Origin of the sequence: Mycobacterium nebraskense (assembly GCF_002102255.1) — a bacterium.
Taxonomy (GTDB): domain Bacteria; phylum Actinomycetota; class Actinomycetes; order Mycobacteriales; family Mycobacteriaceae; genus Mycobacterium; species Mycobacterium nebraskense.
Genome location: NZ_LQPH01000116.1, coordinates 38593 through 54396, shown reverse-complemented (window position 1 = coordinate 54396; position 15804 = coordinate 38593). Strand labels below are relative to the sequence as shown.

The following is a 15804-nucleotide window of genomic DNA, read 5'->3' as shown; positions in this document are numbered from 1 at the left end:
TCCACTACCCGACGACCTCCGCGACGCCATCGCAGCGATCACCCCAGGCCGTGCACACTAAATTGTCCTAAGTCAGGGCGGTCCGCAGCGGTAGCTGCGTCGTCATCGATTTGGGGTTGGGCGTCCGGGACGCGTAAGCGTTGGCCGCGAACATGGCCAACAATGAGCCAGACACTGTGGCTCAATGACGCCATCAACGATCAAGTCAGAGCGAGCGACCGACCCGATGGACAAGTGATACGAATTGCGAAGATCTTGTTTCCGCGGGTGATGGCGGCTAATCGCTGACTATGTGTGCCTTCCTTGGCAAGAACAACGCCGGAAGGATCGTCAACGCCACCAACACGACAGCCAGCACATACACCACTGTGTAAGCGTGGGAAAGGCTGTGCAAAAGATTGGTCGCGAAATCGGGATTGGCCGTTTGACGCGGAATGGCAGACGGGTCAATCGGCTGCCCGTGCCGAGCGGCGTTATCGTGCAATGCTGCCAACTTGTTTGCACTGGCGATGTATGTGTTGTGATTGAACTGATTGGTCAGTATCACCGCCATCAAGGAAGCTCCGATCGACCCACCTACCTGCTGGTTGACGGCCATCAGCGTCGTCCCGCGGGCGATCTGATGCGGTGTCAGCGACTGCATGAGCGCCGCATTGAGCGGCGTCGTGGTGAACCCTATGCCCAGCCCCATGATCGTCAGCCCGGCCAGCAGCGTCGGTTGATAGGCGGCCTGCTTGGCCACTCCGAAGGTGAATATGCCGAGGCCTATGGTCATCAGCGTGAGGCCAACAAGCACGATATTGCCGGGTCCTCGTTTGTCCACGAATACCCCGCCCAGCGGCATAGTCAATAGGGCACCGACTCCCACCGGCACCATGTGCAGACCGGCCTGCATCGGGGTTTGGTGCAGCACGACCTGGAAATAGCTGGGAACTAGCAGCCCGACGCCGACAAAGGCGATAGCGAATACCAGCAACGTCACATTGACTTCTGTCACCACGCGGTTCTTGAACAGCCGCAGGTCAATCAGCGGGTGATCGGTGCGATACCAGGCATGCAAGACGAACGCGATGATCAAAGCCAGCCCGATGAGCGCCGGTATCAACACATAGCGGTCGATTACCGTGCCGCGTCCCGGGATGCACGACACTCCAATCAGGAATGCTGCCACGCCTGGCGACAGCAGCAGCACGCCGACGAAGTCGAACGCCTCCGACGGGGCCGGGCGATCTTTCGCGAACATAATTCCCGCGAGGGCGAACGCGGCGAGCCCGATCGGCAGGTTTACCAGGAAGATCCATTTCCAACCGTAGGCATCGATTAGCCAGCCCCCCAGGATCGGGCCGCCGATGGGGCCGAGAAGAATTGGGAGGCCCCCGACCGCCATTAGGCGGCCGACCCGCTTCGGCCCCGCCTCGCGAGTCAAGATCACAAAACTCAGCGGCAATAGCATGCCGCCACCGATACCCTGCAGCACCCGAAAGATGATGAGCAGCAAAATGTTTGGTGCCACCGCGCACAGCAGCGAGCCGAGCGTGAATAGCATGAGCGCACTCATGAAGAGCCGTTTGGTCCCGAAGCGGTCGGCCGCCCAACCCGTTATCGGGATCACCGTCGCAAAAGCGAGCATATAGCCGGCGATCGTCCACGACACGATGGCCTGGGTCGAGCCGAATTGCGCGAGGAAAGTCGGCTGCGCAACGAGTACGACGGTGTTGTCCAAAATTGCCATAATGCACGCGAGGCCGCAAACCCCGGCGATGCGGAGTAGCGCGGCGTCCAGCTTATCGGGAGACTCGTGTCGGCCCGCGTCTGATCGCCCGGTAGAAGTGGGGTCTGCCGGGGCATCGGAAGTGGCGGAATAGGCCTTCTGCATGGTGTTGCCGAGCATATCTATACCGGTACCCTGCCGCGGACGCTTTTAGGCGTTTGGTTCCGCCGGCGCCCTTCACTTGCTGGCCAGGCAGGTGACCGGTGGTCGGACCGACAACGTTCCTCTTTCCAGAGCCGGCGCGGTGAACGGCTCACACCGCCTACGCTGGTCCGGCATGTGGCAGGCAGAAATTGCTACTGGGGCGATGCCCGTGGACGCACCGCCGCACTGACTGGCCGGTCTTGCGCTATTCACCGACTGTTTGGGTCGCGGGTTTTTTCGGGAGAAAGGACGCCGGAATGATCGTCGACACCACCAGCACCACCGCGACCACAAATACCGCCGTATAGGCGTGGGAAAGGTCGTGCATCACGTTGCCCCAAAAGCCGGGGTCCAGCGTTTGCCGCGGTATTGCGGACTGGTCAACCGGCACCCCGCTGACCGCGGCTTTCTGCTGCAGCGCCGCGAGCTTGTTCGCGGCGACGATGTTTTCACTCCGATTGAACTGATTTGTCACGATCATCGACATCAGCGCGGTGCCCATCGACCCGCCCACCTGATGGCTGACGCTCATCAGCGTCGTTCCCCGGGCGATCTGATGCGGGGCCAGCGCCTGCACCGCGGCGACGGACAAGGGCATCATGGTGCAGCCCATGCCGAGGCCCATGATGGCCAGACCGATCAGCAGCGTGGGCAGGTAGTCGGCCTGCCTGGCGACGCCGATGGTGAAGGTGCCCAGGCCGCCGGTGATCAGCGCGATGCCGACCAGCACGATCTTGCCGGGCCCCTGTCGGTCCACCAACGGCCCGGTCAGCCGCATGGTCAGCATGGCGCCGAGTCCCTGGGGGATCATCCGCAGGCCCGCCTGCATCGGCGTCTGGTGGAGCACCTGCTGGAAGTAGCTTGGCAGCAGTAGGCCGGCGCCAAAGAAGGCGCTGGCGAATACCAGCATCGTCACATTGGCGTGGGTGAGCACCGGGTTGCGAAACAACCGCAGATCGATGAGCGGGTGATCGGCGCGGTGCCATGCATGCGCGACGAACGCGGCGATCAACGCCAGGCCGACGGCCGCCGGTATCAGCACGTGGCGGTCCGCCACAGTTCCGCGGCCCGGGACCGACGACACCGCGAACAGGAACGTCGCCAGTCCCGGCGAGAGCAGTAGCACGCCGACGAGGTCGAAGGTCTCCGACCGCGCGGGTTGATCCCTTTCGAACACGATTGCCGCGAGGCCGATAGTCACGAGTCCGATCGGCAGGTTGATCAGAAAGATCCACCTCCAACTCGAGGTGTCGATGAGCCAGCCGCCCAGGATCGGGCCGGCGATCGGGGCCAGCAGCATTGGGATGCTCAGGATCGACATCAGGCGGCCGAGCCTCCGGGGGCCCGCTTCACGGGTCAGGATCATGAATCCTAGGGGCAGCAGCATGCCGCCGCCGACGCCCTGCACCATCCGAAAGACAATGAGCAGCAGAATGTTCGGTGCCAGTGCGCACAGCAACGAGCCCAGTGTGAAAGCCAGGACCGACCCCATGAAGAGCCGTTTGGTGCCGAACCGGTCGGCCGCCCACCCGGTTATCGGGATGACGGTCGCCAGAGCGAGCGTGTAGCCGGTCATCGTCCAGCCGACAACGGCCTGGGAGGACGCGAACTGGTCGATAAAAGTGCGCTGCGCGACGCTGACGACGGTGACATCGATGATCGCCATGACCGTGGCCAGGATGCACACGCCGGAGATCCGCAACAGTCCGGCATCCAGCTTGTCGGGGTAGTCCCGCTCGTCGGCACCCAACGCTGGGACGTAGGGCAGCGGGGTGTCGGCCGCTGCGAAGGGGGCCTCATCCATGGCGTTGCTTAGCATATCGAATCGATCGCTTTGACCGTCCCTGGCATGCGTTTTCCGTGCCTTTGGCGGTGTTCCGGCGAGTCTCGTTATACGCCTGCCGTCTGCGTGTCCTTCACCATTCCGACACCTGGGATCGTCAAACTGCGGGTGTGGCTGGAAAATTGATCGTCTCGGTCTCGGGGATAGGCGAACGCACCCTGGCTGACGTCGAGGCGTTCTGCGCGCAAATGGATGCCCGCAACGTGCCGGTGTCGCTGTTGGTGGCTCCCCGGCTCAGTGGTGACTACCGACTCGACCACGACCCGCGCACCGTCGAATGGCTGACCGACCGGCGGTCCGGCGGCGACGCCATCGTGCTGCACGGCTATGACGACGCGGCCACCAAGAAGCGCCGCGGTGAATTCGCGATCCTTCGGGCCCACGAGGCCAACCTGCGGCTGATGGCCGCCGACCGGGTGCTCGAGCACCTCGGGCTGCGTACGCGGCTGTTCGCGGCGCCCGGCTGGGTGGTATCCCCGGGCGTCGTCAAGGCATTGCCGGACAACGGGTTTCGGCTGCTCGCCGACCTGCACGGCATCACCGACCTGGTTCGGCACACGACTGTGCGATCCCGCGTCTTGGGCATCGGGGAAGGCTTTCTCACCGAGCCGTGGTGGTGCCGGATGGTGGTGTTGTCCGCCGAGCGGATCGCCCGTCGCGGCGGCGTGGTGCGAGTCGCCGTCGCCGCCCGTCACCTGCGCAAACCGGGCCCGCTGCAGGCGATGGTGGACGCCGTCGATCTGTCGCTGATGCACGGCTGCGCACCGACGGTGTACCGCTGGCGGCGCGACAAGGCGATTCTCGACGCGGCCTGACCAAACGTCTCCTCAACTCGTCCTGCGCTGGCACTACCCTGGTCGGACATGAGCGATTCTTCGGCCGGGGGGTTCGGCGCCGACACCATCATCGTCGGGGCGGGACTCGCGGGTTTGGTGGCCGCCTGCGAGTTGGTGGACCGGGGCCTGCGGGTGCTGATCGTCGACCAGGAGAGCAGCGCGAACCTGGGTGGGCAGGCCTTCTGGTCGTTCGGCGGCTTGTTCTTCGTCGACAGCCCCGAGCAGCGACGCCTGGGGATTCGCGACAGCCACGAACTCGCCCTGCAAGATTGGCTCGGTACCGCGGCGTTCGATCGGCCCGAGGACTACTGGCCACGCCAATGGGCGCACGCCTATGTCGATTTCGCGGCGGGGGAGAAACGCCGTTGGCTGCGTGACCGGGGCCTCAAAATCTTTCCGCTGGTGGGCTGGGCCGAACGTGGCGGGTATGACGCACAGGGGCATGGCAATTCGGTGCCCCGCTTCCACATCACCTGGGGCACCGGGCCCGCTTTGGTCGAGATTTTCGCCCGTCAGCTGCGGGATCGCTCGACAGTGCGCTTCGCGCATCGCCACCAGGTCGACGAGTTGATCGTCGAGGATGGCGCGGTGACCGGCGTCCGGGGCACGGTGCTGGAGCCCTCGGCCGCGCCGAGGGGCGTGGCGTCGTCACGAACGGCCGTGGGGCAATTCGAATTCCGCGCGCCCGCGGTGATCGTCACCAGCGGCGGCATCGGCGCCAACCACGAGCTGGTGCGCAAGAATTGGCCCAAGCGCATGGGTCGCATACCCGAGCAGTTGCTCAGCGGGGTGCCTGCTCACGTCGACGGCAGGATGATCGGCATCTCCCAGCAGGCCGGTGCGCGGGTCATCAACCCGGACCGGATGTGGCATTACACCGAGGGCATCACCAACTATGACCCGATCTGGCCCCGCCACGGGATCCGCATCATTCCGGGGCCGTCGTCGCTGTGGCTCGACGCGAGCGGCAAGCGGTTGCCGGTGCCGCTGTACCCCGGTTTCGACACCCTCGGCACGCTCGAATACATCACCAAATCCGGGTATGACTACACCTGGTTCGTGTTGAACGCCAGAATCATCGAGAAGGAATTCGCGCTCTCGGGGCAGGAGCAGAATCCCGATCTGACCGGGCAGAGCCTGCGTGCGCTGCTGCGTAACCGGGCGCGCTCCGGGCCACCCGGACCGGTGCAGGCATTCGTCGACCGGGGAGTGGACTTCGTCAGCGCAAAATCGTTGCGGGAGTTGGTGACCGCGATGAACAAGCTGCCCGCCGTGGCGCCGCTGGACTACGCCACGGTGGAGGCCGAGGTGACCGCTCGCGACCGCGAGGTGGCCAACAAGTTCAGCAAGGACGGCCAGATCACCGCGATCCGCGCCGCCCGCGGCTACCTGGGCGACCGGCTGGGCCGGGTGGTGGCACCGCATCGGCTGACCGATCCGAAGGCGGGGCCGATGATCGCGGTCAAGCTGCACATCCTGACCCGAAAGACGTTGGGTGGCATAGAAACCGACCTGGCCACCCGCGTGCTGAAGGCCGACGGCACACCCCTCAACGGGCTATACGCCGCCGGCGAGGTGGCCGGGTTCGGTGGCGGCGGCGTGCACGGCTACCGCGCCCTGGAAGGCACGTTCCTGGGCGGTTGCATCTTCTCCGGGCGCGCCGCGGGCCGCGGCGTCGCCGACGACATCGCCTAGCTCGACGATTCGGCGATTCGGCGAGCAGACGCAAAATCGCACGGACCGGGCTGAGATTGTGCGATTTTGCGTCTGCTCGCGGTCAGAAGGTGACCGCGTCCTCCTCGGGCAACACCTGGAAGTCGGTGGTGGTCATCTCGGTGAGCCGGCCGTAGTAGATGCCCCGCGCGTCCGGGGCGATGATCCCTTGGTGGATGGGCACCGCGCGCGCCGGCGCCACCGCGCGAAGGTAGTCGACGGCCTCGGAGATCTTCATCCACGGCGCCGCCGCCGGTGTCGCCAAGACGTCCACCGGCTCGTCGGGCACGAACAGCGCGTCACCTGGATGCATCAGCCTGGCGCGATGATCGCCGTCCCCCACCAGGAACGAAATGTTCTCTATCACAGGGATTTCCGGGTGAATGATGGCGTGTTTGCCGCCGATGGCGCGAACCGTCAGCTCACCGATCCGTAACTCGTCACCGACGTGCACCGCCTGGCACGGCGCGCCCAGCTGGGCGGTGGTTTGCGGATCGGCGTACAGCACGGCGTCCGGGTTGCCCTCGAGCAGCGCCGGCAGCCGGGTGCCGTCGACGTGGTCGGGGTGTTGATGGGTGATCAGGATGGCCGATAACCCCGTTATGCCCTCAAAACCGTGCGCGAAGGTTCCAGGATCGAAGAGCACCCGGGTGTGGTCGAATTCGGCAAGTAGACAGGAGTGGCCGAAATGCGTCAGTTGCATGACTACGATTGTGCCCTGACGGGGGTGATACCGATGCGGGTGATCCTGGCGACCATGGTGGTGGTCGGCGGTCTCGCGGTGGCTCTCATCGTCGTAGCGCCCGCACGTGCCGAGCCGCAGACCTGCCCGCCCGTGTGCGACCAGATCCCCGACTCCGCGTGGATCCAGCGCCGTGCCGTGCCGCTGGATCCGGTTTACGGCTGGCCAGCGTTGGCGGGCGTGGCGGCGCAGGTCACCGGGGCGGCGCCCGGCCCTCGGTTCCGGTTCGAGGAGCTGTGTGCCACACCCCCGGTGCCGCGGGACCCCCGCGACTCGGCGGTCGTGGCCCGCGCGATAGTGGCCCACCCGGACGGGCAGTGGCAGCTGCAGGCCCAGATCCTGCACTGGCGCGGCGATACGGCCACCGGCGGCGCCATCGCGGCGTCGGTGTTCAGCAATGCCGTCGCCGCACTGCGCTCCTGCCAGCAACGGGCGCCGGTGCAATCACCATCTCTCACCAGCGACGAAACGAATCGGATGGCCGCGGTGATCAGTGGCCCGGTCGTCATGCACACCTACCTGATCGCCCACCCGGCCAGCAGCACGATCAGCGAGCTCACGCTCTGGTCATCGGGGCCGCCGCAGGTCCCGTGGCCGGCAATGGCCGACGACCCGGTGCTGAACGCTATGACCGCGCCCCTGTGCGACGCCTACATTGCCTCGTGCCCGTAACGACCGAGCTGCACTTACGCCGGTAGAGTTGGCGCGGATACAGATCTGAGGAGGAGCGCCGGTGGGCCGGGTAGTCGTGCATGTGATGCCCAAAGCGGAGATACTCGACCCGCAGGGTCAGGCGATCGTCGGCGCGCTGGGCCGACTCGGTCATCCGGGGATCTCAGATGTCAGACAGGGCAAGAGATTCGAACTGGAAGTGGACGACACCGTTGACGATTCGGTGCTCGCCGACATAGCGGAAACGCTGTTGGCGAACACCGTGATCGAGGACTGGACGATCAGCCGGGAGACCCAGTGACGGCACGAATCGGCATCATCACCTTTCCGGGGACCCTCGACGACGTCGACGCCGCCCGCGCGGCGCGGCGTGTCGGCGCCGAGGCGGTCAGCCTGTGGCATGCCGACGCCGACCTCAAGGGCGTCGACGCCGTGGTGGTGCCCGGCGGTTTCTCCTATGGCGACTACCTGCGGGCGGGGGCGATTGCCAGGTTCGCCCCGGTGATGGGTGAGGTGGTGGCCGCCGCGCAGCGTGGCATGCCAGTGTTGGGGATTTGCAACGGTTTTCAGGTGCTCTGCGAGGCCGGACTGCTGCCGGGGGCGCTGACCCGCAACGTGGGTCTGCACTTCATCTGCCGCGACGTTTGGCTGCAGGTGGCATCGATCTCGACGGCGTGGACGTCGCGTTTCGAGTGGGGCGCTGAACTGCTGGTTCCGCTGAAGTCCGGTGAAGGCCGTTACGTGGCCCCCGCCGACGTCGTCGAGGAACTCGAGGGCGAGGGACGGGTGGTGTTCCGCTACCTCGACAACCCCAACGGCTCGCTGCATGACATCGCCGGGGTCAGCTCCGCCAACGGTCGTGTCGTCGGACTGATGCCGCATCCCGAACACGCCATCGAAGCGCTGACGGGCCCCTCCGACGACGGCTTGGGCCTGTTCTATTCCGTATTGGACGCGGCGCTTTCGGTCTAGGCGGAAATCCCTGCGGCGGCGCGCAATTCGGCGAACGATGCGCTGATGGCGTCCGTCGCTTCGTGCGGGTCGTCGAACGTCCGGTCATCGGTGAGCACGGCGACGCCGAGCTGGTCGACGTAGCTCCAGACGGTGATATTGACCGGGGCGCCCGGGGATAACACCCCGGTCGAGTAGATCTCGCTGACCGCCGCGCCGCCGAAGTGGCCGCGTTCACGCGGGCCCACCACGCTGGAGACCGCGACGTTCATCAGCTTGTTCGGCGCGTCGCGCTGTCCCAGCCACCGGAAGGCGGCCGGGGCAAAGGCGGTCGGCAGGTAGGCCATCAGCCGCCCGTAGAGCTGCGGGCCCAGGATCTCGTGGTCTTCTTTGGCGATTCGAGTCGCCAGCGCCACCAGCCGTGCCCGCTCGGCGGGATCGGCGACGTGTACCGGCAACGAAATCATCAGACCGCTGATCTCGTTGCCGGTGATGCGGTCCGACTTGTCGGTGGCCGTCGGCACCGACGCGATGATCGGCCGGTCGGCCGCGCCGTCATAAGCCAACAACAGTGTGCGCAGGCCGCCGGCGGCCGTCGCCAGTATCACGTCGTTGACGGTGATGCCCAACGCCTTGGCCGTCGCTTTGACGTCGGCCAGCGACAGCGTGGCGCTGGCGAACCGCCGCTGGGGCGACACGACGTGGTTCAAAAAGGTCGGCGGTGCGTCGAAGGCGTCGGCGAGATCCGGGTGGTCACCGCGTTCTTTGGACCGGCGGCGCACTCGCGTCAGCCCGGTGGCGGCGTCCCTGATCAGCCCCGGCAGTTCGGCGATCTGCCGGGCGTGGTCACGCGCCGCGGCGCGCAGCAGGTCGGCCCTCGAGGCGGTGACGCCCGCGTCGTCGTTGTCGCGCTCGTCGGTGACGTCACCTGTTGGCCCGTACACGTCCATGGCGCGAGCCAGCAGGTTGACCGACGCGACGCCGTCGGCCAGCGCGTGATGGACCTTGCCGACCAGGGCGAACCGCCCGCCGGACAGCCCCTCGGCGAAGTGGAATTCCCACAGCGGGCGGCTGCGGTCCAGCGGAGTCGAGGCGACCCGGCCGATCACCTGGTCGAGTTCTCGCCGGCCGCCCGGCGTGGGCACCCGCACCCGACGCAGGTGATAGTCCAGGTCGACCTCGCAGTTCTCCTGCCACATCGGGTGATGAAGCTGCCAGGGAATGTCGACGAGCTTGTAGCGCAACGGTTCCAGCAGGTGCAGCCGGCGGCGCAAGTGACGGCGGAACGCCTCGAAATCGAACTCGGAGCCAGCGGGGTCGATGACCGCGACTTTCAAGGTGTGCGTGTGCAGGTTGGGCGTCTCGCTGTAGAGCAGCATCGCGTCCATGCCGTTGAGTCTTTTCACCTGCCACCTCGCTGTGCAGACCTCAGCGCATTCGTAATCAGGTTGTGCTGCAGTGGCTTTCGCATGGTATCGAGCCCCGAGCCGTCGGTGCTGTCGGTCAGCCGACGATGGGCAGCCGGCGCTGACCGGCCAGTCGCTTGAGCGCTGACTCCATCACCGTGCGCACGTGCGCGTCGACCTCGTCGATGTCGGGATCGTCGCCGAACTGGGCGATGACGTCGATCGGTTCGAGCACCTCGGTGACGATCTTGGCGGGCAGCGGCAGGTTCGGCGGGAAGATCACGCTGAGTCCGAACGGGAACCCGAAGCTCACCGGCAGGATGTCCATGCGCGCCTTGGTCAGCCCCAACTTGCGCGCCAGCCAGTTGCCGCGGGTCAAGAAGAGCTGGGTCTCCTGGCCGCCGATCGACACGGTGGGCACGATCGGCACCCCGGCTTCGATGGCGGTCCTCACGTAGCCGGTGCGGCCGTTGAAGTCGATGGTGTTGGCACTGAAAGTGGGCCGGTAGGAGTCGTAATCGCCGCCAGGGAAGACCAGCACCACGGCGCCCGAATGCAGGGCGGCGGCGGCATTTTCACGGCTGGCCTCGATGACCCCGAGTCGGCGCAGCAAGCCGTCCAACGGGCCCATGAACAGGCCGTAATGGCCCAAGGTGTAGACGGGGCGGTCGTAGCCGAACTTTTCATAGAACGCCGGGGAGAAGATCAACACGTCCGGTGTCAGCATGCCGCCCGAGTGGTTGGACACCACCAGCGCTCCACCGGATGACGGGACGTTGTCGAGGTTGCGCACCTCGGCGCGATACCACCGTTTGATGAGTGGTCCGAGGGCCTTGCTGACCTGCTCGGTGAAGGCCGGATCCCACTTGGTGGTCTCGTGGTTGTCGGCCACCTCAACACCGCTGCCCTTCATGGCTCCCCGCCGTCGTGTTCCTGCCATTTGCTATTGATTGCCGGTGTGACGCAGATCTCAAACCTCAATGCCTGCGCAGCATACGTTACTCTCCGAATAGGAGAATGTCATATCCGTTTGCTGGGGAGCATCGTGCGGCGGGGCCGATGTCCGAAAAGGTTCTTGTCACTGGGAGTTTCGGGCTGGTCGGCTCGAGTACCGGGCGTCGCCGGGTCGGCGATGGCCGCCGGCGGGCGGCAACCTAAACGCCAGGATCAGCCGGCGTCGCGCAACAACGGATGCGCCGTGGGCAGCTCGACGACGGGGCTCACGTCGTCGAAGAGGTCCGTCGCGTCCGCGATCGTGCGGTCGACGAAGGCGGCGAAATCCTCGAAGGAGACGTTCGGTCGGATCCATTGCGATCTGCGGGCTACCAAGCCGATCCGCTGTGGATCGCAAGAGCCGTGCACGATCGCGGTGACTTCGCGTTCCCGGTGGTTCCACGTGTCAGAGAAGTGCACGAGCCAGGGGCGCTCGGTGGCGGGGAAGAAGCAGCCCGGAGTGACGCGAATGATCAGCACGTCGCCGTGCTCGGGCGGGATCTCGAGGTGGACGTGCAGGCGCCTCGAGAGGGACGTGCGGGCGCGGGTGACGAAGAAGTATTCGCCGTCGCGGTGGCCACGGAAATAGCGTCGCCCGCGGGTGCGCAGGTAACGTTCGACCAGGTTCGCGCACATGGGCTGCTTCGTCATGAAAACATGCTGCGGCCAGTGGCTTTGCGGATGCTGGGAGACAAGCCATGAACCACCGAAGAATCTGTTGAGAATTCGCTGAGCGGCCGGGGCGTTACGACAGCACGCCGGTGCACACATCCCAGATCACGGTCCCCTCGTGGCGCAAGGTCAGGCGTTCAAACGCCGCTCGACGATCCCGGCTCCGGGGCCCGGCACGGTCCTTGGCAGTGAGCAGAGCGTAAAGGACGTCTTGTGTTCCGTCGCCGCCCGCTCCGGCAATCGTCGTCGGCCAAGCGCCCGATTACTCTGGTACCGAATGGTTTTCGCCCAGCCAAAGGAGGGCCGACGGTGAGATTCGCGGTGGAACGGATCGACCATGTGGTGCTGAACTGCAACGACGTCGAGGCCACCGCCGCGTGGTACGAGCGGGTTCTCGGCATGCGGCGCGAGACGTTCGGGCCGAACAACCGGGTCGCGCTGCGGTTCGGCGAGCAGAAACTCAACCTGCGGCCCGTCGGGGCGCTCGCCGACGATCCCGAGTGGGTCACCGGGTCGGTCGAGGCGGCCGGTTCCGAGGACTTGTGCTTCATCAGCCGCAGCAGCCCGGACGAGGTACGCGCCCACCTCGCCGACAGTGGAGCGGAGATCGTCGGAGGACCGGTGACCAGAACCGGGGCCCTCGGCCCGATGACCTCGCACTACTGCCGCGACGTCGACGGGAACCTGATCGAGATCGCTGTCTACTTACCGGATTAGCGGTCTAGAGGGGGTACAACGCCGGGAGATTCACCACCACCGCCTCTTGGGTACTGCGCGCGATGATGACCTCCGCCGATGTGTTCGGGTCGGGGTTTTCCTCTCGGTGCGGCAGATACGGCGGGATGAAGACGTAATCGCCGGGTGAAGTGCAGATGCGCACCTCTTGGGCGCCGTCGTGAAAGACGAATTCCGGGTGGCCGCTGCGCACGTAGATGGCGGTTTCCGAGTCGCCGTGATGGTGGTTGGACGAGACGGTCGATGGCATTGCGTGTGTCTCGCCCATCCAGAGCTTTTCGGCTCCGACCGACGTGCCGCTGAGCGCGGCGAAGCGACGAAGTCCCTCCGATTGCGCGGTGTCGGAGCTGATGTCCGATGCCTTGATGTGGTGCACTCGGTTGTGGGTGGCTTCCGGTGTTGTCTCGTTGAAATCTGGGTGGAATCCGTCTGCGGTGGCCATGGGTCAATTATGGCGTCGTCCCGCGATGAGTTGCTGGGCCAGCTGGCGCACGTCACTCACCACGAGGTTCGGTTGCGGGAGCCCGTCGACCGGTAGCGGCGGATTGCCGGGGCGGGCGATGAGCGCGGCGCTGAAGCCGACATTCTGCGCGCCGAGCGTGTCCCACACGTGCGCGGCCACCATCATGCAGTCGGCCGGCGCCACACCGAGCGTTTCGCACACGTACCGGTAGACGGCGGGCGCCGGCTTGAAGGCGCGGCAGGCATCGACGCTCAATTGGTGTTCGAAAAATTTGGCCAGCCCGGAACAGAATGAGCTCGGCGCAACAGTCCCGCCTCGTGTTGCCCTCGAGGACCGGGCGGCATATCCTGGGCCAGCTTTGCGGGGCCCGGAGGTGACATGGTGGGCAAGCTGGTCTCGGTGAACATCGGCATGCCCAAGAACGTGCAGTGGCATGACAAGGCCGTCTACACGGGGATCTGGAAAACACCGATCGACGGGCCGGTCATGGTGCGCCGCCTGAACATCGACGGCGACGGCCAGGGCGATCTGGGCGGCCATGGCGGTGAGCAGCGTGCCGTCATGGTGTACCAGACCGAGTCATACGACTTCTGGAAGGAATACCTGGGTCGCGTCGACCTGGTGCCGGGCCACTTCGGGGAGAACTTCACGATTTCTGGGTTGCCCGACGACGATGTGTGCATCGGTGACCGCTATCGGATCGGAGAAGCCGAGTTCGAAGTCACCCAGCCGCGTGTCACCTGCTTCCGCGTCGGTCTTCGCCTGAATGAACCGAAGATGCCGAATCTGCTTGTCTCTCAACGACGCCCGGGGTTTTACTTTCGGGTGATCACCGAGGGTCAGGTCCGCGCCGGTGACGACATCGTGCGTACCCGCCGTGGTCGACACGAGCTCAGCGTGGCCGACGTTGATGCGCTCCTGTATCTGCCGAACCGCGACCTCGAACGACTTCGCAAGGTCGTCGACGTTCCCGCGCTGAGCCCCGGCTGGCAGCAGTCGTTCCGGGACATGCTGGAAGCACACCGCGAATCGGCGGCCGAAATGCCAGGGGCGCAACCGGCGTGGGAAGGGTTTCGCCCCTTGCGTGTCAGTGCGATACACCGGGAAAGCCCGCAGGTGATGTCCATCCGACTGGAAGCCGACGGCCATGCCGCCCTCCCACCGCCGCTTCCCGGGCAATACCTGACGGTGCGAGTCCCCGGCGCGGGCATGCCGGCGCCGCTGCGCAGTTACTCCCTCTCGGGCGATCCCGCCGCCGGGTACTACCGCGTCAGCGTCAAACGTGAAGAGCACGGTCTGGTGAGCCGGTGGCTGCACGAGCACATCGAGCCGGGCTCGTTCGTTGAGGCCGCCGCCCCGCGCGGCGAGTTTTGCCTCACCGATGGGGAGGGACCAGTGTTGCTGATGTCGGCCGGAATCGGCATCACGCCGGTCTTGGCGATGCTGCATGCGCTCTCGGCGGCCCGCAGTGCCCGCGACGTCTGGTGGCTGTACACCGCCCACAGCCGTGAAACGCAGGTTTTCGCAACCGAAGTCGCGAGCTTGATCGAATCCTTGCCGAGTGTGCGGCAATCTGTGTTCTACACGCAGACACAGGGGCGCTTGGACCGGCCGGCCATCGCGGCGCTGGGTATCCCGGCCGACGCCACGGCATACCTCTGCGGCCCAACCCAATTCATGAGTGACATGCGTGACGCACTCACCGCGGGGGGTCTGGACCCCGCGCGGACCCACAGCGAACTCTTCGGTGCCCTGCCGCCGATCAACCCGGGCATCGTCGACGGCGCCCCTCGTAAGCCACCGCATCAACCCGCGGGACTTCCGGGAACGGGGCCGTCAATCACGTTCGCGCGCAGCGGCCTGACGGTCAACTGGTCGCCCCAATGCGGAAGCATCCTCGAGCTGGCCGAAACCTGCGACGTGCCCACCCGATTCTCCTGCCGGAGCGGAGTCTGTCACGTGTGCGTCACCGGGGTCGTTGCGGGCAATGCCACGTACATCCAGCCGCCGCTGGAGCCGCCAGAGCAGGGGGCGGTGCTCATCTGCTCGGGGCTCCAGAGACCGATCTCGTACTCGACCTGTAGCGAAAACCGCTGCTTCAGGCGGCGATTGCGCGCTGACCGCCGGACGCGGGCAACACCGCGCCGTTGACATAGCTGGCGTCGGGGGAGCTGAGGAAGACAACCGCGTTGGCGATTTCACTCGGCTCGGCCGGCCGGCCCAGCGTGGTGGTGGCCGCCACCGCCTCCAACACGCCGGGTAGGGCGGCGACACCGGGAGTGTCGGTTGGCCCGACGGCGATCGCGTTCACCCGCACCCCCGATCCGCCGAACTCATCCGCCCAGACGCGCGTCAGCAGCTCGAGACCGGCCTTGCTAGCGCCGTAGATGCCCGCGCCACTCGCCGGCGCCGAGGCCGCAACGGTGCTCACGTTGACCACGGAGCCGCCGCCGCGCTCGATCATTTTCGGCACCAACTGCTGGACCAAAATGTAAGGGGCGCGCAGATTCACGTTCACGTGCTCGTCGAACGTCGCGTCGTCGGTGTCTGCGGTCGCGCCGAATTTGTAGATGCCGGCGTTGTTGATCAATATGTCGACCGGTCCCGCTTCGGCGGCCAACCGGCGTACGTCGTCGCTTTCGTTGAGGTCCGCCGCGACGAAACGCGCCATACCGCCGGCGTTTTCGATATCACGGACCGTCTTCGCGCCGCGTTCGGCACTGCGGCCGTGTACCTCCACCTCGACCCCACGTTCCGCGAGTCGCAGCGCGATTTCCCGGCCGATCCCGGATGTCGCCCCGGTCACCAACGCGGTGGAGCCGGCCATTGTTGCTGCCATCGAACCCTGCCTCCAGGAGAGAAG

14 protein-coding genes and 2 pseudogenes are annotated in these 15804 nt (G+C 65.8%); 7 read left to right on the top strand and 9 right to left on the bottom strand.

Annotated features, from left to right (window positions below):
* Positions 1-277: 277 nt before the first annotated feature.
* Together AWC17_RS14055 and AWC17_RS14050 are read right to left on the bottom strand one after the other, a co-directional pair.
* Positions 278-1891: a DHA2 family efflux MFS transporter permease subunit gene (locus tag AWC17_RS14055; protein WP_085164797.1), complete on the bottom strand. Its 1614-nt coding sequence runs from the start codon at positions 1889-1891 to the stop codon at positions 278-280.
* A 229-nt stretch (positions 1892-2120) separates the two neighbouring features.
* Positions 2121-3734, bottom strand: a complete 1614-nt coding sequence (locus tag AWC17_RS14050) for a DHA2 family efflux MFS transporter permease subunit (RefSeq protein WP_046184093.1) — start codon at positions 3732-3734, stop codon at positions 2121-2123.
* Between the two features lie 134 nt (positions 3735-3868).
* Here AWC17_RS14050 and AWC17_RS14045 point away from each other — a divergent pair, with 134 nt between their 5' ends.
* Positions 3869-4573, top strand: a complete 705-nt coding sequence (locus tag AWC17_RS14045) for a DUF2334 domain-containing protein (RefSeq protein WP_046184094.1) — start codon at positions 3869-3871, stop codon at positions 4571-4573.
* A gap of 27 nt (positions 4574-4600) precedes the next feature.
* Positions 4601-6289: an FAD-binding dehydrogenase gene (locus AWC17_RS14040; RefSeq protein ID WP_167385585.1), complete on the top strand. Its 1689-nt coding sequence runs from the start codon at positions 4601-4603 to the stop codon at positions 6287-6289.
* 82 nt (positions 6290-6371) lie between these two features.
* Here AWC17_RS14040 and AWC17_RS14035 read toward each other — a convergent pair whose 3' ends face one another.
* The gene (locus AWC17_RS14035; protein ID WP_046184309.1) at positions 6372-7010 is read right to left on the bottom strand and encodes an MBL fold metallo-hydrolase; all 639 of its coding nucleotides are present in this window, start codon (positions 7008-7010) and stop codon (positions 6372-6374) included.
* Between AWC17_RS14035 and AWC17_RS14030 the strand changes: the two genes are divergently transcribed.
* The 3 genes from AWC17_RS14030 to purQ all read left to right on the top strand — a co-directional run bounded on the left by AWC17_RS14030 (position 6987) and on the right by purQ (position 8693).
* On the top strand, positions 6987-7721 hold the full coding sequence (locus tag AWC17_RS14030) for an ATPase (RefSeq protein ID WP_197083425.1): 735 nt from the start codon (positions 6987-6989) through the stop codon (positions 7719-7721). The genes AWC17_RS14035 and AWC17_RS14030 overlap by 24 nt on opposite strands.
* Before the next feature lie 61 nt (positions 7722-7782).
* On the top strand, positions 7783-8022 hold the full coding sequence (gene purS / locus AWC17_RS14025) for a phosphoribosylformylglycinamidine synthase subunit PurS (protein ID WP_046184307.1): 240 nt from the start codon (positions 7783-7785) through the stop codon (positions 8020-8022).
* Positions 8019-8693, top strand: coding sequence for a phosphoribosylformylglycinamidine synthase subunit PurQ (gene purQ, locus AWC17_RS14020; protein ID WP_046184306.1), 675 nt, complete (start codon positions 8019-8021; stop codon positions 8691-8693). The genes purS and purQ overlap by 4 nt, the downstream gene beginning before the upstream one ends.
* Here the strand turns inward: purQ and AWC17_RS14015 are convergent.
* The 3 genes from AWC17_RS14015 to AWC17_RS14005 form a co-directional block, all read right to left on the bottom strand.
* Positions 8690-10078: a WS/DGAT/MGAT family O-acyltransferase gene (locus AWC17_RS14015; protein ID WP_208618374.1), complete on the bottom strand. Its 1389-nt coding sequence runs from the start codon at positions 10076-10078 to the stop codon at positions 8690-8692. The genes purQ and AWC17_RS14015 overlap by 4 nt on opposite strands.
* 97 nt (positions 10079-10175) lie before the next feature.
* Positions 10176-10991 carry a lysophospholipid acyltransferase family protein gene (locus AWC17_RS14010; RefSeq protein ID WP_085164794.1) on the bottom strand — a complete coding sequence of 272 codons (816 nt, stop codon included), beginning with the start codon at positions 10989-10991 and terminating at the stop codon, positions 10176-10178.
* A gap of 254 nt (positions 10992-11245) precedes the next feature.
* On the bottom strand, positions 11246-11722 hold the full coding sequence (locus tag AWC17_RS14005; protein ID WP_047321868.1) for a hypothetical protein: 477 nt from the start codon (positions 11720-11722) through the stop codon (positions 11246-11248).
* A 330-nt stretch (positions 11723-12052) separates the two neighbouring features.
* Between AWC17_RS14005 and AWC17_RS14000 the strand changes: the two genes are divergently transcribed.
* On the top strand, positions 12053-12460 hold the full coding sequence (locus tag AWC17_RS14000) for a VOC family protein (protein WP_085164793.1): 408 nt from the start codon (positions 12053-12055) through the stop codon (positions 12458-12460).
* Positions 12461-12464: 4 nt separating this feature from the next.
* On the opposite strand, the gene AWC17_RS13995 is transcribed toward AWC17_RS14000, so the two are convergent.
* Positions 12465-12920 carry a cupin domain-containing protein gene (locus tag AWC17_RS13995; protein ID WP_046184301.1) on the bottom strand — a complete coding sequence of 152 codons (456 nt, stop codon included), beginning with the start codon at positions 12918-12920 and terminating at the stop codon, positions 12465-12467.
* A gap of 3 nt (positions 12921-12923) precedes the next feature.
* A pseudogene (locus tag AWC17_RS33840) lies at positions 12924-13226 on the bottom strand (HAD-IA family hydrolase); the annotation flags it as partial.
* Between the two features lie 96 nt (positions 13227-13322).
* Between AWC17_RS33840 and AWC17_RS13985 the strand changes: the two are divergent.
* Positions 13323-15025: pseudogene (locus AWC17_RS13985) on the top strand (MOSC domain-containing protein).
* A 14-nt stretch (positions 15026-15039) separates the two neighbouring features.
* On the opposite strand, the gene AWC17_RS13980 reads toward AWC17_RS13985, so the two are convergent.
* Entirely contained in the window at positions 15040-15780 is a 741-nt protein-coding gene (locus AWC17_RS13980; protein WP_085164792.1) for an SDR family NAD(P)-dependent oxidoreductase, read from the bottom strand.
* Between the last annotated feature and the right edge of the window lie 24 nt (positions 15781-15804).